The following is a 23,215-nucleotide window of genomic DNA, read 5'->3' as shown; positions in this document are numbered from 1 at the left end:
ATAGATTGCCACGTCATCGCCCGGACTCGCGGACGGAAGGCAGGATGAGAGGAGGAAGCAGTTTCGTACAAATCGTACAAGAGGAGTCAGAACAGTGGGCCAGGTCAGCGCGAGCAGTTCGATCACCGTCGCAGCCACACCGGAGAAGGCGCTCGCGGCTTTGACGGACTACGAGACGGTGCGTCCGCGCATCCTCTCGGAGCAGTACCTGGACTACCGCGTCCTCGAGGGCGGGCAGGGCGGCGGCACCGTCGCGCAGTGGACGTTGAAGGCCACCGAGAAGCGGTCCCGTGACATCAAGGCCACGGTCACCGTGGCGGGCAACACGATCACCGAGACGGACGCGAACTCGTCGCTCGTCACCACCTGGGTCGTCGCCCCGAGCGGCAGCGGTTCGACGGTCACCACGACCACCGAGTGGAAGGGCGCGGGCGGCATCGGGGGCTTCTTCGAGAAGACGTTCGCCCCGCTGGGTCTGAAGAAGATTCAGGGGCAGGTGCTGGCGAACCTGGAGCGCGAACTCGCCTGACGCGACGCCGGTTCGCTCCGGCGCCGTCGTGGTGAGTCCCACGACGGCGTCGGCGCCGGACCGCGCTGACGGTCACGGTCTACTCTGGCAGGGGAAACAGCAGAAAGGACCACGTCAGTGCAACCAGGTGGACAACCCGACATGTCGCAGCTCCTCGCGCAGGCACAGCAGATGCAGCAGCAGCTGATGGCCGCTCAGCAGGAGATGGCCGAGGCCGAGGTCACCGGGCAGGCCGGTGGCGGACTCGTGACCGCGACGGTCAAGGGGACAGGTGAAGTGGTCGGTCTGAAGATCGATCCGAAGGTCGTCGATCCCGACGACGTGGAGACTCTGCAGGACCTCGTGATCGGTGCGATCGAGGACGCGTCGAACAAGGCGCAGGAGATCGCGGCGCAGAAGCTCGGTCCGCTCGCGGGTGGATTCGGTGGGGGAGGCCTGCCCGGTCTCCCCGGTTTCTAGAGGCGCGGCGTGTACGAAGGTCCGGTTCAGGATCTGATCGACGAGCTCGGCAAGCTGCCCGGCGTCGGGCCGAAGAGCGCACAGCGCATCGCGTTCCACCTGCTCAGCGTCGAGCCGCCGGAGATCGACCGGCTCAAGAATGCGCTGCAGCGGGTGCGCGACGGCGTCCAGTTCTGCGTGGTGTGCGGCACGGTCTCCGACAAGGAGCACTGCCGCATCTGCGCCGATCCGCGCCGTGACCGCACGGTGATCTGTGTGGTCGAGGAGCCGAAGGACGTCCAGGCCGTCGAGCGCACGCGCGAGTTCAAGGGCCGCTATCACGTCCTGGGCGGCGCGCTGGATCCGCTGTCCGGGGTGGGCCCCGATCAGCTCCGTATCCGGGAGTTGCTCGCGCGCATCGGCAATCAGGAGGACGGCGTCGACGTCTCCGAGGTGATCATCGCGACCGACCCCAACACCGAGGGGGAGGCCACCGCGACGTATCTGGTGCGGATGCTGCGGGACTTCCCCGGGCTGACGGTCAGCAGGCTCGCGTCGGGTCTGCCGATGGGCGGCGACCTCGAGTTCGCCGACGAGCTCACGCTGGGCAGGGCGTTGTCGGGGAGACGCACGCTGTGACGTCGGATCCGGGCACTGCCGCGCCGGTGAAGCGGACGGCCGAGCAGTCGCGGTCGCTGATCGTCGACGCGGCGGGGCGGGCGTTCGCGACACGTCCGTATCGGGAGATCACGCTCAAGGACATCGCCGAGGACGCCGGGGTCAGCGCACCGCTGATCATCAAGTACTTCGGGTCGAAGGAGCAGCTGTTCGACGCGCTCGTCGATTTCCGCGCCGCCGCGGAGATCGTGTTCAGCGGTCCGCTGGACGGTCTCGGTGAGCGGATGGTGTCGATGTTCGCGCGGCCGCTCGAACCGTACAAGCCCCTGTCGTTGAACATTCTGTTCATGAGCGGGCCGAGCGAGGAGAGCAGCCGCAAGCTCCGCGCCAACTATTCGGCGCAGATGATCGACGCGCTGGCCGAACGACTACCCGGGCCGAATGCCCGGCTGCGCGCCGAACTGGTGATGTCGATGCTGACGGGTCTCGCCGTCATGCGTCGCAAGATGATGCAGGAGCACGCGACAGGCACCCCGGAAGAGGTGGTGGCCCACTATGCCCCGCTGGTGCAGGAGTTGCTCGACGGCTGAGGGCGGATTGTCCGGCTTGCGGGGTAAATGGTTGTTCACCTAATCTGGTGAACAACCATTTACCAGCTGTGCAAGGGGTGACGCTTGACGATCTCGTTGCCGCGCCCACTGTCGGCGCTCGCGGATCAGCCGGTCGCACCGCCGGACTCTGCCGGCGGATCGCGTTACCTCTTCCCGATTCTCGCGTTCGCGGGCGTGTTCCAGGCCGTCCTGCAAACGGTCATGGTGCCCCTCCTGCCCAGCATGCCGACGTTCACCGGCGCGAGTCAGACGTCGGTGTCCTGGCTGATCACCACCACCCTCCTGGTCGGCGCGGTCGTCACCCCGATCTTCGGCAGGCTCGCCGACATGTTCGGCAAGAAGCGGATGCTTCTCGTCGCCTTCGTCTTCATGACGCTCGGCGCGTTGATCTGCGCCGTGACGTCCGACATCGCGTTCCTGATCTTCGCGCGAGGACTGCAGGGGGCAGGCGCCGCCGTCATCCCGGTCGGAATCTCGATCCTCCGCGACGAATTGCCGCGGGAGAAGGTCAACGGCGCCATCGCCATGATGAGCTCGACCCTCGGGATCGGCACGGCGCTCGGACTGCCGTTCGCGGCGTCCGTCGCCGAGTACTCCAACTGGCACGTCCTCTTCTGGGTCATCGCGGGAATCGGGCTCGCGGTCACCACAGCCGCGGTGCTGTTCATCCGCGAGTCCGAGGTGCGGTCGGGTGGGCGGTTCGACGGTGTCGGTGCCGTCGGTCTGACCGCCGCCCTCGTCTGCCTGCTCGTCCCGATCACCCAGGGCAGCTCGTGGGGCTGGGGAAGTCCCGCGGTGCTGGGCATGTTCGCGTCCGCGGTTTTCCTGTTCGCGTTGTGGGGACATCAGCAGCTGCGCAACCGGAACCCGCTCGTGGACCTGCGGGTGTCGGCGCGACGGTCGGTGCTGCTGCCGCACGTCACGGCGCTTCTCGTCGGGTTCGCGTTCTACGGAAACGCGCTCATCACCACACAGCTGCTGCAGGCGCCCCGCGGAGACGCCGGCTACGGCCTGACGATCCTCCAGGCCGCGGTGTGCCAGCTGCCGACGAGTCTGTCGATGATCGTCTTCGCGCAGGTCGGCGCCCGGGTGTCCGAACGCTACGGGTCGAAGGTGACGATCCTGTCGGGCGCGATCTGTCTCGTCCTCGGCTACGCGCTGCACACCGTGCCGCACAAGGAATTGTGGATGGTGATCGCGGCGCTCGGTGTCGCGGCCGTCGGCACCGCGCTGGTGTACAGCACACTGCCGATGCTGATCGTGCGGGCCGTGCCGTCCACGCAGATGGCCGCGGCCAACGGCGTCAACGTCCTGCTGCGGACGATGGGTACCACCATGTGCAGCGCGGTGGTCGCGACGGTCCTGGCGGCGAGCATGGTGGGCGGTGTCGCCTCGGCCGCCGGATTCTCGATCGCCTACGGGGTGTGCGCCGTGCTGGCGGTCCTGGTGTTCGCGGTCTCCCTGGCCCTGCCGGGACACGATCGGATGAAGAAAAGTCCGGTAGAGCCTCTTGTGACGTAGATCACTCGCGAGTATCGTCAGTGATGCGGATCGAGGAAATGTACCTGTGAGCAGAGAAAACTCGAGAAGCAGAGATCCGGCCGAGAATGCAGAAGCATTCCCGGCCGAACCCCTGTCTGGGGTCTTTACTCCTCCATCGATTCCGCGATCTGCTTGATGGCGGCCAGCCGGCGATCCCACTCGGCGCCGATCCGTTCCAGCGTCCGCGCCGTCTTGTTGAGCTCGGCGCCCAGCGCGCGGTAGCGGATCTCGCGGCCCACCTTCACCGACTCCACCAGCCCGCAGGCCTGCAGCGCATTCAGATGCTTCGCGATGGCCTGCCGCGACACCGGAAGCCGGGTGGCGAGCGACGACGCCGACTGGTCGGCCCGCCCGAGTTCGGTGAGGATCTCCCAGCGGGTCTCGTCGGACAGCGCCGCGAACACCGAGGCCAGTTCGGCGTACGTGCCCACTGTCATGCCTTCACGCCGTGCAGGTACGCGACCAGTTCGTCGAGTTCGGCGTGCCAGCCCTGGACGTTGCCCTCGCGGGCCCGCTTCTGGTCGGCGACGTCGCGGTCGAGGGTGTCGAACCCGGTCTCGACGACGGTCAGTTCGGTGCCGGCCGCGTGCTCGGACAGCGTGAACCGCACCAGGGTGGAGTTGCCGATCACCGGGTCTGCTTCCATGTCGGCGGCCCAGCGGAAGCCGAACGCGTTCGGTTCGTCGACCTCCGTGACGACGGCGCGGGCGGTGCCGTGCTCGTCCCAGGTGAAGGCGGCCTTGCCGCCGACGCTGAGGTCGAGCGACGTGCGCTGCCCGAACCACTGGCTGATCTTGTCGGGATCCGTGATCGCCGCCCACACCGCCGATCTCGGGGCGTTCACGACAACGGTCCGGGTGATGCTGCTCGATGCGTCCATGGTGGGCCACCTTTTCGACGACGGTTGATGTGCAACTCCATAGTTGCACTTTTTCCAACGTTCTGCAACCCTTCGGTTGCGCTCCGCAGGTGAGTGCCGATGTGTGCCCGGAGGCGCATTCTCACTCACATGGGTTATCCACAGGCTGTGGAAAAAAATGGTTGGGAGGGGCGGTTCCTGTCGGGGCGGGCCGACACCGTTCCGGGCATGGAACACGACTCATGGCAGTCCATTCTCGACGCCCAGGACGGCGTCGTCACCACGGCACAGCTCCGGGCGCACGGCGTCAGTGCCACAGCACTCCGGCATCGTGTGGTGTCCGGCCAGTGGCTGCGGGTGCTGCCGCGCGTCATCGCGGTCACCAACGGTCCGCTGACCCGCCCGATGGCCCTCTCCGCCGCACTCCTGTACGGCGGCCGGGCGATCCTGAGTCACCGGACCGCGGCCGAGGAATGGGGACTGCTCCGCGTCGACGGCCCGTCGGCGCCGATCCACATCACCGTCCCCTACAACTGCTCTGCGGTGAATCAGGGGCCGACTGTCCGCTCACCCGGCAGTCCGCGCCCGACCTCGGTCGGCAACGCACTCGTTCATGGTGGCGTCGTGGTCCATCGGTCCCGCGCGTTCGAGCACATCTCGGTCCCGTTCCGTCGGCCACGGACATCGTTGGCCGACACGGTGATCGACCTGGCGGTGTCCGAGGCCACCCCGCGGGAGGCGGCCCTCCGGTTCATCGAGGCCGCCACGAGTGGCAAGGTCCACGTCGAGGTGCTCCGGCGGAAACTCGAGGTCCGGCGTCCACACCGGTATGCGACCGACATCGCCGACGCCGTGATGCTGCTCGGCGACGGCGTTCAATCGGCCCTCGAACATCGCTACGCACTCGACGTCGAACGGGCACACGGGCTGCCGAGCGGGAAACGTCAGATGCCGCACGTCGTGGACGGCCGGATTCTGTACGAGGACGTCGATTACAGCCCCATGGGTGTGCCGCTGATCGTGCGGCTCGACGGGCAGCAGTATCACAGCGCGCAACAGTCCCGTTTCCGTGACCGTCGGCGCGACAACGCGGCGGAGCTGGCCGACCGTCCACGGCTGGTCTACGGGTGGGATGAGACGACCCGCGACCCCTGCGGGGTATTCGAGGAAGTGCGCCGGGTGTTGGTCCGCGAAGGATGGGCCGACATGTCGCGCCGCTGTCCGGCCTGCCCACGTGAGTGAGAAAGAGTGCCCGGCCACTCTTTCTCACTCACCTGCGGAGGTGAGTGCGAAAGCGTACGGGACGACGCTTTGCCACTCACGTGCCTAGACGCGCAGGCGCTCCCGGCGCAACTGCTCGACCTCGGGCAGGTCGAGGGGCGCGAGCTCGTCGACGCCCAGCGCCCGTTTCAGGAGCAGGTCGGCGAGTTCGGGGTTGCGGGCGAGCGCGGGTCCGTGCATGTACGTGCCGATCACGGAACCCTGGACGACGCCTTCGAGCCCGTCCCCCACGCCGTTGCCGACGCCGTGCGTGACCCGGGCCAGGCCGCGGGCTTCGGCGCCGAGTGTGGTTCCGCCGCGGTGATTTTCGAACCCCGTGAGCGGCTGCGTCAACCCGTTCATCCGTGGTGTCGTGATCACTTCACCGATGGAACGCGTCGCCTGCGGGGACGTGGTGACGTCGAGCATCGAGACGCCGTCGACGCGTTCGCCGCTCGACGTCTCGTACCAGTTGCCGAGCACCTGGATCGCGGCGCAGATCGCCAGGACGGGGGCGCCGCGTTCGGCAGCCTTCTGCAGTCCGGGGTACTTGGCGAGGTGCCGGGTGGCAAGGCGCTGCGCCGAGTCCTCGGCCCCACCGAGCGTGTAGACGTCGAGGGACTCCGGGACCGGGTCGTTCAGCGTGATCTCGACGATCTCCGCGTCGTATCCGCGCATGCGCAGTCGCTGCCGGAGGATCAGGGCGTTGCCGCCGTCGCCGTAGGTGCCCATCACGTCGGGCAGCACCAGGCCGATGCGTACGGTCGAGTCAGACATTGCGCGCCTCCTTCGCGATGGCGGTGTTCAGGTCGCGGAAGGCGGTGTAGTTGGCGAGCACCTCGACGCGTCCGGGCGGGCAGGACGCGATGGCCCGCAACGGGTTCGGGTCGAGCGTGTGCTCGACGCCGGCGTACGTGAGGCGGACGGCCAGGTCGGTGCCGCGTTCGCCGGCGGCCACCACCTTGACGCCCTCGAAGTGCTCGAACCGCACGTCCCACAGCCAGGACAGGTCCTCGCCGTCGGGAACCTGCCCGTTGACGGCGATCACGAGTCCGTCGACGGTGGGGTCGATCATCGACAGCGCTTCCTGCCAGCCGGCGGGATTCTTGGCGAGCAGCATGTGCACGGAGTGCGATCCGACCTCGACGGTGCTGTAGCGGCCTGCGACCTCCTGGACGGTGGCCGCCGCGGCGACGGCGTCCTCCGCCTTCGCGCCCATCGCAACGGCCGCAGCGACGGCCTGCGCGGCGTTGCCGCGGTTGGCGCGTCCGGGCAGGGCGAGGGTCATCGGGATCTTCAGACCGTCGGGCCCGTACAGGTTTTCGTCGTCCAGCCACCAGTCGGGGGTCGGGCGCGCGAAGTCGGAACCCGTGCTGCGCCAGTGCGAGCCCTCCCACACGATGGGTTCACCGGTGCGCGGACAGCTGGCGGCGTCGCTGGCCCATCCGCCCCCGGCGGCGACCCAGACGACGTTCTTCGCGTCGTAGGCCACCGAGGTGACGAGGACGTCGTCGCAGTTGGCGATCACGACGGCCTCCGGGTGCGCGGCGACGCAGGCGCGGAGTTTGCGTTCGATCATGTTGATCTCGCCGACCCGGTCGAGCTGGTCGCGGCTGAGGTTGAGCAGAACGAGGGCCTCGGGGTTGACGGCGTCGCTGACGTGCGGGACGTGGAGCTCGTCGACCTCGAGGGCGGCGAGGGGCGCGTGGACGCGGGTGCTGAGCGCCGCGACGATGCCGGCGTCCATGTTGGCGCCGTCCGCCTGTGTCGCGACCTCACCGAGGGTGGAGAGCGCCGCCGCGGTCATCCGGGTGGTGGTGGACTTGCCGTTGGTGCCGGTGATCACCGCGGTGCGTCGGCCGGCGCCGAGCTGCTCCATCAGTGTCGGGTCGATCTTCAGGGCGATCAGTCCGCCGATCATCGAGCCCTTGCCGCGGCCCGCCTTCTGCGACGCCCAGGAGGCCGCCGCCGCTGCGCGCAGGGCGAGCTTGCCGCGCGTCGTGATCCCAGTTCCAGTACTCACTCCGCGAGTTTTGCACAGGGTCCGGTCAGACGCCGACTCGCGCGGGTGCAGGTGAGTGCGAAAGTGTGCTCGGACGCACCCTGCCACGCACCTGGGTGGCGGCGGCACCGGCGATGACGACGGCCCCGCCGATCAGCGACAGGACGCTCGGCTCCTCGTGCAGCACCAGCCAGGACGCCCCGATCCCGACGATGGGAACCAGCAGGGAGAACGGTGCGACCATCCCGGCGGGGTAGCGGCTGAGCAGTGCCGTCCACAGACCCGAGCCCGCGACCGTGCCGAGGATCACGATGTAGGCGAGGCCTGCGAGCGCGAGCGGGCCGTTGCCGTCCAGTGACGACGTCAGGGAGTCCCAGCCCGCCGACGGACCCTCGACGCCGAACGACAGCGCCAGCATCGGCAGCGGCGGAATGACGCACATCCACAGCATCAGGCGCATCGGCTGATCGGACGCGGCCTTGCGGTTGCCGATGTTGCCCAGCGCCCACGACAGTCCCGCGAGCAGCGTCAGGGCCACCGGCAGCAGCGCGGCGTGCTGGGCGCGGTCCCAGCCGATGACTGTCATCCCGGCCATCGCCACCAGCAGCCCGCACACCTGCGTCGGCCGCAGTCGCTCCCGCAGCAGGACCGCGCCGAGGACCACGGTGAACGGCGCCGAGGACTGCAGGACCAGCGACGCCAGCCCGGTGGGCATGCCGACGTGCATGGCCCAGAACAGGAAGGCGAACTGGCCGACGCCGAACCCGAGGCCGTACACCAGCAGCCACTTCAGCGGGACCTGCGGTCGGGGAACGAACAGGATCACCGGGATCGCGATGACGAAGAATCGCAGCGCGGCGAAGAAGAACGGTGGGAAGTGATCGAGGCCCGCGCGAATGGCGAGGAAGTTGAGCCCCCACAGGACGACGACGGTGAGTCCGAGCAGCCGGTCGCGGGAGGTCATGCCTTCCATCGTGAGGGCCGGAAACAATCAGGACAAGCGCATTAAAGTGCACTATCAATGTAGTTTTGCTACATGGATGCGACCCGGTTGCACGTGCTGCGCGAGCTCGCGGACCGCGGCACGGTGGCGGCGACCGCGCAGGCGTTGTCGATGACGCCGTCGGCGGTGTCGCAGCAGCTCAAGATCCTCTCGCGGGAGGCCGGGGTGACCCTGCTCGAACCCGCCGGCCGCCGGTTGCGGCTCACGGACGCCGGTCAGGCGCTCGTCGTCCGCGCCGACGACGTCGTGGCCGCCCTGGACCGCGCGGCGGCGGAGATGAGCGCCTACCGCGGTTCGCCGCGCGGCCGGGTGCGGGTGGCGCTGTTCCCGTCCGGGGCCGCGCTGCTGCTGCCCGGACTGTTGGACGCGCTCGAAGGCAGTGGGGTGGACGTGCAGGCGCGCGACGAGGACCTGCCCGCCGCCGCGGTGCCGACCCTGCTCGCCGATTACGACGTGGTGCTGACGCATCGCGACGAGCGGGCCCCGGACTCGTCCTCGCCGCGGGTGACGGCTGAACCGCTGATGCGCGAACCCATCGACCTCATCCTGCCGCCCGGCCATCCGCTCGCCGAACAGGATGCGGTCCGCCCGGACCAGTTGGCGGACGAGAGGTGGATCAGTGTGCGCGGCGGGTTCCCCGTCGACGACGTGCTGATGTCGGTGGCCGCCGCGACCGGTGTGCAGCCGCATGTGGTGATGCGCATCAACGACTTCCGGGTCATCGAGGAACTCGTCGCCGGCGGTCACGGCGTGGCCCTGCTGGCCCGCCATGCGGTGACGAGCCGCACGGTGGTGCAGCTCCCGCTCGCCGGGGTGCGCGCGGCCCGGATCTACGAACTGGCCCGGCGGCCGGCAGCCGACGACGTCCCCGCGGTGGCCACGGTGCTGCAGGCGTTCCGGGACGTCGCGGCACGGGTGCGGGACTGACCCCCGACAGCACGAAGGCCCGCACCGGGGCGGGCCTTCGACGGTGACGGTGCGGGTCAGGCCAGCGCCTTGGCCTTCAGCGTCTCGTACTCCTGCTGTGTGATGGTGCCTGCATCGAGCAGGGCCTTCGCGTCCGCGATCTGCTCGGCCGAGGACTTGCCCGCCACGGAACGGATGTAGCTGTCCTGCGCCTGCTTCACCTGCTGCGCGGCCGCCATCGACCGCTGGGCCATGCCGTCGCTCTTGACGATGAGATACACGAGCGCGGTCAGCAGCGGGATGAAGAACAGGAAGACGATCCAGATGGCCTTCGCCCAGCCCGACGTCTTATGGTCGCGGAACAGGTCGGTGATGATGGAGAACAACAGGATCAGGTAGGCCACGAAGCCGAAGGTGACGATGATCACCCAGAGAAAGTCCCAGAAAGAGTCCATTGCAGCGCTCCATTCACAGTCGAATTCACTCTGCGCCGACTATCGCACCGGGCCGGGGCGCCCGCGTCATCCGAAACAGGTGAAATGTGGCCGCTGCCGACCCGCCCGCGGTCGCGAAACGCCGAACGGCCGCGGCACCGGTAGGTGCCGCGGCCGTTCGGGTGGGGATTACTTGCCTGCTTCGACCGCCCGGCGCATGCCGCGCTCGACCGCACCGATGATGTACGGACGCAGCTCGACGGCCGGGATGACGGCGTCGACGGAGCCGACCCGCTGTGCCCGCTGGATGTTGTGCACGGCCTCGAACTCGGCCGCGACCTCACCGAGCTTCTCGTTGCGCACCGCAGCCTGCTGGGCCGCCAGCTCCACCCGCAGGTGAGCCTGCTGGGCGTCGTTCTGGGCGCCCGCCAGGTTGGCCTCGAGCTCCCGGATCGACGGGTCGGCGGCCACCCGCGAGTTGACCTCGCGAGTGAACACGACGGCCGCGGCGGGGGCACCACCGAGGACCGAGGCGAACGAACCCTCGACCGCCAGCACCTCCATGTTGTCGTTCAGTGCTCCGGAGAACACCACGAACGCGCCACCGTGGTAGCGGGAGACGACGCAGAACACGATCGGGCCGTCGAAATTGACGATGGCGCGGCCGATCTCGGCGCCGTACTCGAGCTGGATGTGCCGCAGCGAGTCCGGGGAACCGTCGAAGCCGGACAGGTTGGCCAGCACGACGAGCGGACGGCTGCCGCTGGCGGCGTTGATCGCCCGGGCCGTCTTCTTCGACGACTGCGGGAACAGCGTTCCCGCGGTCCACTGGTCGGGACCGTTGGCCGGCGACCATCCCTTACGGGCGATGGCCCGCGACTCGATGCCGATGACGCTCACCGGGTAACCGCCGAGGTGCGCGTCGAACACGACGGACGTGTCGGCGTCCGCCATGTCGGCCCACCGCTCCAGCACCGTGTGGTCCTGGTCGACGAGCGAACGCATCACCGTGCGAATGTCGAACGGCTTCTTACGTTCCGGGTTCGTCTCCGCGGAGAAGATGTCGCCGACCGTGGTGAAGTCGCTGGACGGGTGGACGTGCGGGAAGGACCGCACGTCGCGCCCGATCGGGTCGCTGGTCTGCGCCCGGCGCGGGAAGCGTTCTCCGGCAACGACGTACGCGTGGTCGTAGTGCGCGAACAGGATCTCGCACGCGGCGGGCAGGTTCGGCGCCCAGTACTGCGCCTCACCGTTCGGGCCCATCACGCGGTCGTAACCGCCGATGCCGAAGTTGTCCTCGGCCGAGACGCCACCCGAGTAGTCGAGCGAGTTCTTACCGGTGAGCACCATGGCACTGTCCGGCGTCATGACGAGGATGCCCTTGGTGTGCATCAGCATCGTGGCTTCGGCGTTCCAGTACGGCTGCGCACCGACGTTGATGCCGGCCACGATCACGTTGACCTCGCCACCGTTCTGCGTGAACGTGATGAGGCGACGCAGGCCGCGGGACACCCAGTCCATGTTCTCGGTGCCGCTGTCCATGGAGATCGTCGCGCCGGACGACAGAGCGAACCACTCGACCGGGACACCCAGCTTTTCGGCCAGGTCGACACCGGCGACGAGGCGGGCGCACTCGGCTTCCGCGACGGTGCCCAGTGCCTTCGTCGGGTCACCGAAGAGCGCGACGCGGGTCATTCCCTCGGGATGCCGGTCGGTGCGGGCCGTGACCAGACCGACGACGAGGCCGGCCTTGTTCTGACCGTACGGACGCTCGACGGGAACCAGCTGGCCCGTCTCGTCCAGGTCGTGCTCGACGAAGCTGCCGTCGCGGCCGGTGAGCAGCGGGATCAGCTCGTACGGGTAGACGGTGCCGCGGGCACGTGAGCTGCGGACCTTCTGCGTGTACGCGTCGAGCGGCTGCAGCGGCTCGGTCGGCGGCTCGGTGACCTTGACGACCACGCCGGCACCGGTGCGGTAGGAGAAGCGCAGAGCCTTCTCCCGCGACTCCGTGCCGGGCTCGCCCTGGAGCCGGGCGATCACGGTGATCTCCTCGAGTCCGGCGCCCGCGGTGAGCGGTGCCGCGACCCGGGCGAACGCCTCGAGGTCCTCGACCGGGACGTCGATCTTCGGCCACACGTACAGCACGACGCGATTGGCGTCGAGCTTGCGCTTGCTGCCGCGCGTGGCCTGCGCCCGGCGGATGCCGTCGAGGCACGACTGCAGCACGCGTTCCGCGGCGGGAACACCGATGACCTGGCCGTCCTCGTTGCGGACCGGCGTGATGTCGCGGATCTCGGCGAGCGCGATGAGGCGTTCGTCGGTGGGGTTGTCGCGCGAGACCAGGTTGAACAGGAACGTGTCGGCGACCGCGGGGAGGCGGGTGCCGTCGAAGTTCTTCAGGCGCCACAGGTCGAGTCGCTGGCCGGTGAGCGGGTGCATGTCCCGGATCAGCTTCTCTTCCGCCAGGACACCTGCGTCCGGGCGGTACGTGAACTTGCGGACGTCCATGTCGGTTCCGCCGAAGACGGACACCGTGACCCGGCGGCAGGTCGCGGCCAGCGGCAGCGCCGCCAGCGCCTTCCGCAGGTCCTCGGACATGGTGTTCGGGTCAGCGGGCGGTGCGGTCCACGACAGGTAGAGGTCGAGGACGAGGTTGTCGGGGTTCTCCGCGGCGACGGCACCGATCTCGTCGAGCGCACCGGGCAGTTCGGCGTACTCGGCGACGGCCGACACCAGGTTGAGGCGCTCGCCGAGCAGATCGAAGTTGCCGGTGACGAAACGCCGTCCGTTGCGGTCGAAGGACGTGACGTCCTCGAGCGTGCGGATGTCGTAGTAGCGACGGGTGACGACCTCGAGCAGTGGCCCGACGGTCGCGCTCTTGCGTGCGATCCGCTGCCCGAGGAGCTCGGTCAGCGACTGTGGGGTGGCGACCAGGGCCTCGAGGCGTTCCTGGTAGTCGGCGGCGTCGGGACGCTCGGCGAGGTACTCGAGGCTGCCGCGGACACCGTCGTAGACCTGCTCGCGGGCCTTGCGGATCTGCGGCTCGTCGAAGAACCGGAACCGCACGTTGCGGGCGACGTTGCCGATCACCGGGTAACGGACCTGGGTGGCGATGATCAGCCGGTCCAGGACCTCACCGAGTCCGCTGGGTGCGCGGCCGGGAGCGTTCTTTTCGTTCAGCCACCGATCGAGCAGGGCGGCGATGACGGGAACCTGGTTGTCCATGCGCTGCTGCGCGAGGAACAGGCGGTAGACCGCCTCCTCCAGCTCGGCGGTGCGCTCGAGGTCGGTGACGTCGTAGTGACGCAGCGCCCGCGACAGCCGGGTCGTGAACGACTCGGGCAGGCCTTCGAGCTCGACGTCGAGGGTGTGGAGGTAGGTGTGGAAGTGCTCGCGCGGGCTGTGGACGCGCTCGTCACCGTCCTCCTCGGCTGCGGTCGGACGGTTACGTCCGATCTCGCAGATGTCCGCGAACGTGTTCAGCAGGGCGAGCTCCGCCTGCACGAGATCCGGGTCGCCCGCGATCTCGGCGCGCAGCTTCTCGTAATCGGCGAGGAGAACACCGGCCCGCTTCGCGCTGACGTCGTAACCGGTGAGCAGTGCGGCGAGTGCGTCGATCTGCTCGAGGGCATCGGCCCGGGTGTTCCCGTGCGAAGCGGGAGAACCGAGATCGAATTCGACGCGAGGCGACTTCGGAGCGGTGGACTCCTCGGAGCTCTCCTCGACGCGCAGCAGTGCCGTTCCGGCGTCGACCTGGGAGTTGACCATGGCGAGAACTTCCCGCACCCGGCCTGCGACGGGGGCGCGGACCGCGGTCTCCATCTTCATGCTCTCGAGGACGACCAGCGTGGCGCCGACCTCGACCTCGTCGCCGACGGACACGGGCACCGCGACCACGACTGCGGGAGCCGGTGCGCGGACGACGCCGGCCTCGTCCTGGCTGATCTGGTGGCTGATGCCGTCGACCTCGACGAGGTACTGGGCGCGGCCCGCGACCGAGACGACGTGGTGGCGTCGGTCGCCGATCACCAGGCGGCTCTCGAACTCGCTGAGGCGGTCGACCTCGACCTCGGTCTCGGGGGCGTCCCCGTCGACGCGGTAGCTGTGGGCGCCGACCTGCGTGACGGTGAGTCCGTAGGCCTGGCCCTGGTAGCTGAGCTCCACCTTGCGGCCGATGGCGTGGCCGGCGCGGGGGCGTCCACCGCGAGCGGACGACAGGAACGCCTCACGCTCGAGCTTCTCCTCGGCGTCGTAGACGTCGATGGCGGCGGCGATCAGGGCGACGTCCGCGGTCCGGGACGGGACGTTGGAGGTGCCTGCGTCGGTGCGGTCCAGCCAGCCGGTGTCGGCGGACGCGGAGATGACCTCTTCGCGGTCCAACAGGTCCAGCAGGAACGACTTGGTGGTGGTGCCGCCCTGCAGCACGACCGTGGTCTCGCGGAGAGCGGTGCGCAGACGCGCGAGCGCCTCGGAGCGGTCGCGACCCCAGGCGATGACCTTGGCGACCATCGAGTCGTAGTCGGGCGGGATGACGTCGCCCTGGGCGATGCCGGTGTCGACGCGGAGACCGCTGCCGAGCGGGAACTTGAGCAGCTGCACGGCGCCGGGCGCGGGAGCGAAGCCGTTGGCGGCGTCCTCCGCGTTGAGGCGGGCCTCGACGGCGTGACCGAACTCGGGCGGGCAGTCGCCGACCAGCGGCTCACCGCTCGCGACGAGGATCTGCAGCTTCACCAGGTCGATGCCGGTGGTGGCCTCGGTGATGGGGTGCTCGACCTGCAGGCGGGTGTTGACCTCGAGGAACGTGAACGTCTTCTGCTCGGGCTGGTACAGGTACTCGACCGTGCCGGCGCCGCGGTAGCCGGCGGCGCGCACGAGCTCTGCGGAGACGGTGCGCAGGTGGTTCGACTGCTCGGCGGTGAGGAGCGGGGAGCTGGACTCCTCGATGACCTTCTGGTTCTTGCGCTGGATGGAGCAGTCGCGCACACCGGGAGCCCAGACGTTGCCGAAGTTGTCGGCAATCACCTGTACCTCGACGTGGCGTGCGTCGGTGACCAGTCGTTCGATGAACACGACGGGGTCACCGAAGGACCGCTGGGCCTCACCCTGGGTGCGTTCGAGCGCGAGTTCGAGTTCGTCCTCCGACCACACCTTGCGGATACCGCGGCCACCACCACCGGAGCGGGCCTTGATGATGAGCGGGTAGCCGATGGCCTGGGCGTGACGGCGGGCGTCGGCGCGGGTGGCGACGGGGCCGCCGCTCCACGGCGCGACCGGGACCTCCACCTTCTCGGCGAGGAGCTTGGCCTCGACCTTGTCGCCCAGCAGGCGCATCGCTTCGGCGGGCGGGCCGATGAACGTGATGCCGAGCTGCTCGCAGACCTCGACGAACGCGGGATCCTCGGCGACGAAGCCCCAGCCGACCCACACGGCGTCGGCCTTGCTCTCGCGCAGCGCGCGGGCCAGCTCGGCGTGATCGAGGTAGGCGGTGCCGGTCTTGACTGTGCGCAAGCACACACCCTCGTCGGCCTGCCGAACGAACATCGCGCGGCGTTCCGCCTCGGTGTGCAGTGCGATCGTGCGGATGCCGTAGTTGTGCTCGGCGTTCAGTTCGCGCACCGCACGAATCAGGCGGACCGCCGCTTCGCCGCGGTTGACTATCGCTATTCGCTTGAACATCTGTTATCGCTCCGTTTCCGTAAAACTCATTGATCCGCAGAGTGTTTCGATGGCCAAGGCCATGTCCGCCGAGGACTGGGTGCCGCCTTCGCGGACACGTGCACCCCTGCACAACCCACTTGACTACCTCCAGGGGCGCCCCGAACGCGATCGTCGGACCTGCGCCATTGCGGGACCGATGCTCGGGGAATGCGAGCATAACGTCGAAAATATGTACCCGCGCGTAACTTCTGCGAGGCCCGGATCTGCTTGTCAAGCGTTCAATGACTTGCGTGTCGACCCTACGGCGGAGTAATGAGGCCGGAATTCCGCCGAACTGGGCGTCCTCCGGAGAGGTATCTGCAACCCGTTGTCACAGAGTCGTTTTCGTCCGGTTCCTCGAGAAGCTCTCGGGGAAGGGAACTTTCACGCAGAAGTTACTGGCGGTTCACCTTCGGGTCGGCGCCCGCGGGCTCGGTCGCGTGCGCCACCGCGCCCCGCACTCCGACGTGTGCCTCGCGGTGCATCCGGTCGACCATGTGCGGATAGTGCAGTTCGAACGCGGGCCGCTCGGAGCGGATGCGCGGCAGCTCGGTGAAGTTGTGCCGCGGCGGCGGGCACGTCGTCGCCCACTCGAGGGAGTTGCCGAACCCCCACGGATCGTCCACCGTGACCACCTCGCCGTAGCGGTAGCTCTTGAAGACGTTCCAGACGAACGGCACGGTCGACGCGCCCAGGACGAACGCGAACACCGTGGAGACCGAGTTGAGGACGGTGAAGCCGTCCGAGGGCAGGTAGTCGGCGTAGCGGCGCGGCATCCCCTCGGCGCCGAGCCAGTGCTGGACGAGGAACGTGCCGTGGAAACCGGTGAACGTGGTCCAGAAGTGCCATTTGCCGAGACGCTCGTCGAGCATGCGGCCGGTCATCTTCGGGAACCAGAAGTAGATGCCTGCGTACGTGGCGAAGACGATCGTCCCGAACAGCACGTAGTGGAAGTGGGCGATCACGAAGTAGCTGTCGGTGACGTGGAAGTCCAGCGGGGGACTCGCGAGGATGACACCGGTGAGGCCGCCGAAGATGAACGTGATGAGGAAGCCGAGCGAGAACAGCATGGGGGTCTCGAACGTCAGCTGCCCCTTCCACATCGTGCCGATCCAGTTGAAGATCTTCACCCCGGTGGGCACCGCGATCAGGAACGTCATGAACGAGAAGAACGGCAGCAGCACCGCGCCCGTCGCGTACATGTGGTGCGCCCACACGGCGATCGAGAGGGCGGCGATGGCGATCGTCGCGTAGACGAGCCCGCTGTATCCGAAGAGCGGTTTGCGACTGAAGACCGGGAAGATCTCCGACACGATGCCGAAGAACGGCAGCGCGACGATGTACACCTCCGGATGGCCGAAGAACCAGAACAGGTGCTGCCACAGCAGCACGCCGCCGGTGGCCGGGTCGTACAGATTGCCGCCCAGGTGGCGGTCGACGAACAGCCCCATCAGCGCTGCGGTGAGGATCGGGAACGCCACCAGGATCAGGATGCTGGTGATGAAGATGTTCCACGTGAAGATCGGCATCCGGAACATGATCATGCCCGGGGCTCGCAGGCAGATGACGGTCGTGATCATGTTGACCCCGCCGAGGATGGTGCCGAGACCGGACAGCGCCAGCCCCATGATCCACAGATCGGCACCGACGCCCGGCGCATGCAGCGCGCTCGTGAGCGGCGAGTATGCCGTCCAGCCGAAGTCCGCGGCGCCACCCGGGGTGATGAAACCCGCGATCGCGATGGTGCCGCCGAACAGGAACGCCCAGTAACTGAACGCGTTGAGACGGGGAAACGCGACGTCGGGGGCGCCGATCTGCAGCGGCAGGATGTAGTTGGCGAACCCGAACACGATCGGCGTCGCGTACAGCAGCAGCATGATCGTGCCGTGCATCGTGAACAGCTGGTTGTACTGCTCGTTCGACAGGAACTGCAGACCCGGGACGGCGAGCTCGCCGCGGATCAGCAGGGCCATCAGACCGCCGGCCATGAAGAAGACGAACGACGTGATCAGGTACAGAATCCCCAGATCCTTGGGATCCGTCGTCGTGATCATCTTGTAGAAGAAGCTGCCCTTGGGGCGGCGCCGGGCCGGATACGGGCGGACCGGAAGATGCTGTTGAAATGCCAGATTCACGACGCCCCCCGAAGGGTCCGAGGCGGTTCGGGTCCGGTGTGGACTCCGTTACCAGGGTAGTCACCCGACGCCCGGAGGGAGCCGCTTTTCCGTGGCCGGAAACGACGCTGCCGCAGGTGCGCGTGGTGCGCGCCTGCGGCAGCGAGGGTCGGGAAGCGGTCAGTGCGCCCGGTTGACCGCCGAAACGACGGCGCGGAGCGACGCGGTGGTGATCGACGTCGCGATGCCGACACCCCAGACCACGGTGTTCCGTCCGTCGGGCGCGGTCACGGCGCACTCGACGTACGCGGCCGCCTGGGCGTCGTCACCGGCCGACATGGCGTGCTCGGAGTAGTCGAGCACACGCACGTCGAAGTCGATGGTGGCGAGCGCGTCGACGAACGCGGCGAGCGGGCCGTTGCCCGAACCCGAGATCTCGTGCTCCTTGCCGTCGACCTTCACGGTCGCGGTGATGGAGTCGGTGCCGCCGTCCTCCTCGGACGCCGTGACCTTCTGCTTCATCCGCTCGAGCGGCGTGATCGGAGCCAGGTACTCCTCGTGGAAGACGTCCCACATCTCCTTGGGCGACACCTCGCCGCCCTCGCCGTCGGTGATCCGCTGGACGGCCTGCGAGAACTCGATCTGCAGGCGACGCGGCAGCACCAGCCCGTGATCGGCCTTCATGATGTACGCGACGCCGCCCTTGCCGGACTGCGAGTTGACGCGGATCACGGCCTCGTAGGTGCGGCCCACGTCCTTGGGGTCGATCGGCAGGTAGGGAACCGCCCACAGGATGTCGTCGACGTCCGCGTCCTGCGAGTCGGCGTCGAACTTCATGGCGTCGAGGCCCTTGTTGATCGCGTCCTGATGGCTGCCGGAGAACGCGGTGTACACGAGGTCGCCGCCGTACGGGTGACGCTCGTGGACGGGCAGCTGGTTGCAGTACTCGACGGTGCGGCGGATCTCGTCGATGTTCGAGAAGTCGATCTGCGGGTCGACGCCCCGGGTGAACATGTTGAGTCCGAGCGTGACCAGGCAGACGTTGCCGGTGCGCTCACCGTTGCCGAACAGGCAGCCCTCGATGCGGTCGGCGCCGGCCTGGTAGCCCAGCTCCGCGGCGGCTACGCCGGTGCCGCGGTCGTTGTGGGGGTGCAGCGACAGGATGACCGAGTCGCGGCGGGCCAGGTTGCGGTGCATCCACTCGATGGAGTCGGCGTACACGTTGGGCGTCGCCATCTCGACGGTGGCGGGCAGGTTCAGGATCACCGGGTTCTCCGGCGTCGGCTGCAGCACCTCGGTGACGGCGTCGCACACCTCCTTGGCGTACTCGAGTTCCGTGCCGGTGTACGACTCGGGGGAGTACTCCCAGCGCCACTGCGTGTCGGGGTACTTCTTCGCCTCGTCGAGGGCCAGGGTCGCCGCGTCGGTCGCGATCTTCTTGATCACCTCGCGCTCGGCCTTGAACACCACCCGCCGCTGCAGGATGGACGTCGAGTTGTAGAAGTGGACGATCACCTTGTTCGCGCCCTCACAGGCCTCGAACGTGCGCTTGATCAGTTCCGGCCGGGACTGCGTGAGCACCTGGATGGTGACGTCGTCCGGAATCGCTCCGTCTTCGATGATCTCGCGGACGAAGTCGAAGTCCGTCTGGCTCGCCGACGGGAAGCCGACCTCGATCTCCTTGTAGCCCATCCGCACCAGCAGTTCGAACATGCGGCGCTTGCGGGCGGGGCTCATCGGGTCGATCAGCGCCTGGTTGCCGTCACGGAGGTCGACCGCGCACCACTGCGGCGCACGGTCGATGATCTTGTCGGGCCAGGAGCGGTCCGGCAGCGACACCGGCTCCACTTCTTCGGAGAAGGAGCGGTAACGGAACGTCGGCATCGACGAATTCTTCTGCGTGTTCCACTCCGGCTGATCGGAGGGAGCAGGCTTGGAAGGCGGCGTGATGGTGCGCGTTCCGGAGGTAAAGGCGTCAGCGGGGGACATGGGATTGATCTCCAGGTTCGATGTGGACTTTCCGAGTCCAACGGCTGTGTCGACCGGCGCACGAGAAACCCCGCGACGGGAAGCCAGTCTGGATCAGACCCCGTCGCGGCAACCAAGGAGGAGTGCGCGCTGCATACTCAGCACTGTACTCCGGGCACCATCGTTCGCGTGCCGGGGTTCGAAGTCCGAGTGAGGAGACAGCGGTGGGCCGCAGCGCGACGGTGGTAACACCGCTGGTGGCCGCACTTTTTGCGGCACTGCTCGCGTCGTGCGCCGGGGTGGTCGAGGGGGCGCCGAGCGTGGCGGGGGTCGGCGAGCCGATTTACGGACTGCCCGTCAGCGATCACAGCCGCGTCGAGTTGGCCGTCGCCGCCGCGGCCCGCGACATCGCCCCGTGCTCCCTGCTCGACGAAAATCTGGTCGCCTCGCTCGGGCAGGTCACCGCGTTCGGTCCCGTCGGCGATCTGTCGACGTGCCACGCCGAGTTGGTGCCACCCCGCGGCACGCCCGCCAACCCCGTCTGGATCGAGGTGGCGGTGGGCGAACGCGAACCCACGGAAGAAACCGGTGCGGGCGAGGCGACGTCGGGAATCGAGGTGCGTCCCGCGGTCGGCGCACTCCCGGGCACGTGCACCCTCTACTTCTCGCTGCCCCCGGTTCCGGGAGTGCCGGACGACGCCACCGCCCCGGGGCGGTGGGGGCACGTGTCGTATCTCGACGGGGCGGGCGGAACGGGTGACTCCGCCGCCGGCGACGACTGCGCGGAGGCCCGCACGGTGCTCGGATCGATCGCCGGCAGGCTGCGCACCCCGGTGCCGGTGCGTTCGGAAATCCCTCTCGCGCAGCAGGATCCGTGCAGGGTGGTCGAGAAGATGTCCGGACGGGGCGTCGAGACGTTCTCTCCGGGTAGCCGTCCCTACGAATGTCTCCTGACGCTCCGTGGCGGCGACGCGGCGTCCGTGCAACTGGCGCTGTCGCCCGAACCGTCGCAGGTCGGCGGCCCCGAAGCGGTCGAACTCGGCGGCAAGACGTTCACGTACTTCCGGGACGCACTCGAATGTCACTACTACTTCTATCCGGGTGCGGTGTTCGACACGAACCTGCCGTCGAGTCCGGTGAGCGAACGGGACAAACGCAGCAATCGGCTGACCGCGTCCGTGGCGGCGTCCGCGCCTAGCTGCGACGACGCGGAAACGCTGGTGCTCGCCGCGGCCGAAATGTTCGACTACTGACATGAACACACAGGTCGATGTCGCCCGGGCCTACCTGGACGCGTTGCTCAGCCACGACGGCAACACGGTGCCCATCGAGCCGCGGGCCGTGCGGTACGAGGTGGGGCTGAAGACGGCGTTCTCCGGAAATCACCTGCGCCGAAGCCTGTCCGGCGGCCCCCAGTACCGGGTGATCCGGGCGATCCGCGACTGCGTGTGGACGGTCGACGGCGACGACGTCACCGTCGACTACCTCCTCGACGCCGGACTGTTCGGCCGCACCCTCGTGACGGTCCGGGTGCTCGAGACGTTCCGGATCCCGCAGGACGACCTGCGGATCCACCGCATCGACGCGAAGATCCGGCGCCCCTGAGTGGGGCGCCGGATCGTCTGTTGCGCACTGTCTTCCGCACGTGAGTGGCAATGTGTGCCCCGCCACGCTTTGCCACTCACATGGGGTCAGTCGAGCGTTTCGTGCGCCGCGGGAACGGAACCCAGGCGGCCGGCCTGGAAGTCCTCGAACGCCTGCAGCACCTCGGCCTTGGTGTTCATGACGAACGGTCCGGCCATTGCGACGGGCTCGCGGATCGGCTTGCCGCCGAGGAGGAACACCTCGAAGGACTTGGTCCGCGAATCCTGCGTGTCGGCCGCGGCGATCGTGAGGGTGTCACCGCGTCCGTAGACGGCCGTCTGGCCCATGCGGATCGGACGACGTTCCGAACCGACGAGCCCCTCGCCCGCGAGGACGTAGGCGAGCGCGTTGAACTCGGGGTTCCACGGCAGCGTCAGGCCGGCACCCGGTGCGATCGTCGCGTGGACGAGGCTGATCGGCGTGTACGTGGACCCGGGGCCGTGGTGTCCGTCCACGTCACCGGCGATCACCCGAACGAGAGCGCCGCCGTCGGACGAGGACAGCAGGGCCACCTTCTGGCCGGTGATGTCCTGGTAGCGGGGCGCGGCCATCTTGTTGTCGCGCGGCAGGTTCACCCACAACTGGACGCCGTGGAACAGGCCACCGCTCATCACCAGGTGCTCGGGCGGGGTCTCGATGTGCAGGATGCCGCCGCCCGCGGTCATCCACTGGGTGTCGCCGCCACCGATGGTGCCGCCGCCGCCGTTGGAATCCTGGTGCTCCATGATGCCGTCGATCATGTAGGTGACGGTCTCGAAGCCGCGGTGCGGATGCCACGGGGTGCCCTTGGGTTCCCCGGGTGCGTAGTCGACCTCGCCCATCTGGTCCATGTGGATGAACGGGTCGAGCGCTGTCAGGTCGATGCCGGCGAACGCGCGGCGAACCGGGAAGCCTTCGCCCTCGTAGCCGACGGGTGCGGTGGTGAGCGAACGGACCGGGCGGTCGACGACGCCGGGAGCGGGTGCGTCGATACGCGGCAGGGCAAGGATGTTGTCGACCGTCACGGCAGGCATGGGGTGTCTCCTCGTACTCAGGTAATTGATTGTTCAACTACTTCATGGTGTGTAACACCCGCTGCGTCCAGGTATTCCCACGGGGGCGGCTCCGCCGCCCGTGCGCGGTTGGCGAGTGCAGAGACTCGTTAACCACTCACGGGCGCGAAGCGCCTACTACTAATTGAGGACGTTCTCGTGATCGGGGCAGTACCGCGTGATCGCGCCGATGATGTACGGGTAGACGCCGTCGTTGGTGAGCATCGGCGTCCACTCCTCACGCACCTGATCGAGGGGCTTGCCTGCGTCGAGGGCGGTGCAGATCTCGCCGGCCTGATGGACCGCCAGGTCGTCGTCGGTGACGGTCTGGTTGTTCGCGCGCAGGTAGGCCAGGTAGTCGGCGGCCGTCTGCGGGTCGTCGGCGACCGAGAACACGCGGCTGCCGGGGGCGGTGGCGGCGGTCGTCCTCGCCGCCACGGAAGCCGAGGCGGACGTCGTCTCGGAGGCGGCGGTGTCGCTGTCGCCACCGCAGGCGGTGAGGATTGCCGCGGAGCAGACGGTGAGGGCGGTCAGAGCAAGGGTGCGGCGCATGGGGCGT

General features: G+C 68.2%; 20 protein-coding genes. 9 read left to right on the top strand and 11 right to left on the bottom strand.

Translation table 11 applies throughout. The features are described 5' to 3' along the window. Positions 1–94: 94 nt before the first annotated feature. From CJ177_RS18905 to CJ177_RS18885, 5 genes are all read left to right on the top strand, one after another. A complete protein-coding gene (locus CJ177_RS18905) occupies positions 95–529 on the top strand; it encodes an SRPBCC family protein (protein ID WP_005248646.1) in 435 nt (144 codons plus the stop codon). A 117-nt stretch (positions 530–646) separates the two neighbouring features. Continuing rightward, complete coding sequence (locus tag CJ177_RS18900) at positions 647–988, top strand: YbaB/EbfC family nucleoid-associated protein (RefSeq protein WP_005248645.1); 342 nt, start codon at positions 647–649, stop codon at positions 986–988. A gap of 9 nt (positions 989–997) precedes the next feature. Next, entirely contained in the window at positions 998–1,606 is a 609-nt protein-coding gene (gene recR / locus CJ177_RS18895) for a recombination mediator RecR (RefSeq protein WP_005248644.1), read from the top strand. Further along, the gene (locus CJ177_RS18890; protein ID WP_005253374.1) at positions 1,603–2,175 is read left to right on the top strand and encodes a TetR family transcriptional regulator; all 573 of its coding nucleotides are present in this window, start codon (positions 1,603–1,605) and stop codon (positions 2,173–2,175) included. The genes recR and CJ177_RS18890 overlap by 4 nt, the downstream gene beginning before the upstream one ends. 84 nt (positions 2,176–2,259) lie before the next feature. Further along, the gene (locus CJ177_RS18885; protein WP_061041143.1) at positions 2,260–3,717 is read left to right on the top strand and encodes an MFS transporter; all 1,458 of its coding nucleotides are present in this window, start codon (positions 2,260–2,262) and stop codon (positions 3,715–3,717) included. Between the two features lie 125 nt (positions 3,718–3,842). Here CJ177_RS18885 and CJ177_RS18880 read toward each other — a convergent pair whose 3' ends face one another. Together CJ177_RS18880 and CJ177_RS18875 are read right to left on the bottom strand one after the other, a co-directional pair. Then, complete coding sequence (locus CJ177_RS18880; protein WP_005248640.1) at positions 3,843–4,175, bottom strand: metalloregulator ArsR/SmtB family transcription factor; 333 nt, start codon at positions 4,173–4,175, stop codon at positions 3,843–3,845. Next, a complete protein-coding gene (locus tag CJ177_RS18875) occupies positions 4,172–4,618 on the bottom strand; it encodes an SRPBCC family protein (RefSeq protein WP_054248050.1) in 447 nt (148 codons plus the stop codon). The genes CJ177_RS18880 and CJ177_RS18875 overlap by 4 nt, the downstream gene beginning before the upstream one ends. 207 nt (positions 4,619–4,825) lie before the next feature. Here CJ177_RS18875 and CJ177_RS18870 point away from each other — a divergent pair, with 207 nt between their 5' ends. Next, on the top strand, positions 4,826–5,839 hold the full coding sequence (locus CJ177_RS18870; protein ID WP_095868351.1) for a type IV toxin-antitoxin system AbiEi family antitoxin domain-containing protein: 1,014 nt from the start codon (positions 4,826–4,828) through the stop codon (positions 5,837–5,839). 84 nt (positions 5,840–5,923) lie between these two features. Here the strand turns inward: CJ177_RS18870 and CJ177_RS18865 are convergent, their stop codons facing one another. The 3 genes from CJ177_RS18865 to CJ177_RS18855 are packed head-to-tail and all read right to left on the bottom strand — an operon-like array spanning position 5,924 to position 8,823. Continuing rightward, positions 5,924–6,634: a type 1 glutamine amidotransferase gene (locus CJ177_RS18865; protein ID WP_095868350.1), complete on the bottom strand. Its 711-nt coding sequence runs from the start codon at positions 6,632–6,634 to the stop codon at positions 5,924–5,926. Continuing rightward, a complete protein-coding gene (locus CJ177_RS18860) occupies positions 6,627–7,880 on the bottom strand; it encodes a MurT ligase domain-containing protein (protein WP_005248635.1) in 1,254 nt (417 codons plus the stop codon). Before CJ177_RS18860 ends, CJ177_RS18865 begins: the two co-directional genes overlap by 8 nt. Before the next feature lie 25 nt (positions 7,881–7,905). Then, positions 7,906–8,823 carry an EamA family transporter gene (locus CJ177_RS18855; RefSeq protein ID WP_061041147.1) on the bottom strand — a complete coding sequence of 306 codons (918 nt, stop codon included), beginning with the start codon at positions 8,821–8,823 and terminating at the stop codon, positions 7,906–7,908. Between the two features lie 72 nt (positions 8,824–8,895). Here CJ177_RS18855 and CJ177_RS18850 point away from each other — a divergent pair, with 72 nt between their 5' ends. Then, entirely contained in the window at positions 8,896–9,789 is an 894-nt protein-coding gene (locus tag CJ177_RS18850) for a LysR family transcriptional regulator (RefSeq protein ID WP_095868349.1), read from the top strand. Between the two features lie 56 nt (positions 9,790–9,845). Here the strand turns inward: CJ177_RS18850 and CJ177_RS18845 are convergent, their stop codons facing one another. From CJ177_RS18845 to leuA, 4 genes are all read right to left on the bottom strand, one after another. Beyond that, on the bottom strand, positions 9,846–10,223 hold the full coding sequence (locus CJ177_RS18845; RefSeq protein ID WP_005248631.1) for an SHOCT domain-containing protein: 378 nt from the start codon (positions 10,221–10,223) through the stop codon (positions 9,846–9,848). Between the two features lie 168 nt (positions 10,224–10,391). After that, positions 10,392–15,878, bottom strand: coding sequence for a biotin carboxylase N-terminal domain-containing protein (locus CJ177_RS18840; protein ID WP_061699946.1), 5,487 nt, complete (start codon positions 15,876–15,878; stop codon positions 10,392–10,394). A 416-nt stretch (positions 15,879–16,294) separates the two neighbouring features. Continuing rightward, complete coding sequence (ctaD, locus tag CJ177_RS18830) at positions 16,295–18,034, bottom strand: cytochrome c oxidase subunit I (protein WP_005248628.1); 1,740 nt, start codon at positions 18,032–18,034, stop codon at positions 16,295–16,297. A 159-nt stretch (positions 18,035–18,193) separates the two neighbouring features. Further along, positions 18,194–20,002, bottom strand: a complete 1,809-nt coding sequence (gene leuA, locus CJ177_RS18825) for a 2-isopropylmalate synthase (RefSeq protein ID WP_005248627.1) — start codon at positions 20,000–20,002, stop codon at positions 18,194–18,196. A gap of 203 nt (positions 20,003–20,205) precedes the next feature. On the opposite strand from leuA, the gene CJ177_RS18820 reads away from it, so the two are divergent. Then, complete coding sequence (locus tag CJ177_RS18820; protein WP_095868348.1) at positions 20,206–21,234, top strand: hypothetical protein; 1,029 nt, start codon at positions 20,206–20,208, stop codon at positions 21,232–21,234. Position 21,235: 1 nt separating this feature from the next. Further along, positions 21,236–21,586, top strand: a complete 351-nt coding sequence (locus CJ177_RS18815; protein WP_095868347.1) for a hypothetical protein — start codon at positions 21,236–21,238, stop codon at positions 21,584–21,586. 86 nt (positions 21,587–21,672) lie between these two features. Here CJ177_RS18815 and CJ177_RS18810 read toward each other — a convergent pair whose 3' ends face one another. Together CJ177_RS18810 and CJ177_RS18805 are read right to left on the bottom strand one after the other, a co-directional pair. Further along, complete coding sequence (locus CJ177_RS18810) at positions 21,673–22,638, bottom strand: pirin family protein (protein WP_061040834.1); 966 nt, start codon at positions 22,636–22,638, stop codon at positions 21,673–21,675. A gap of 159 nt (positions 22,639–22,797) precedes the next feature. Beyond that, on the bottom strand, positions 22,798–23,208 hold the full coding sequence (locus tag CJ177_RS18805; protein WP_005248623.1) for a DUF732 domain-containing protein: 411 nt from the start codon (positions 23,206–23,208) through the stop codon (positions 22,798–22,800). Positions 23,209–23,215 lie beyond the last annotated feature (7 nt).

Source organism: Rhodococcus sp. ACPA1 (assembly GCF_002300195.1).
GTDB lineage: Bacteria > Actinomycetota > Actinomycetes > Mycobacteriales > Mycobacteriaceae > Rhodococcus_F > Rhodococcus_F opacus.
The sequence above is the reverse complement of the archived record's forward strand: the minus strand, read 5'-3'. Positions and strand labels throughout refer to the sequence as shown.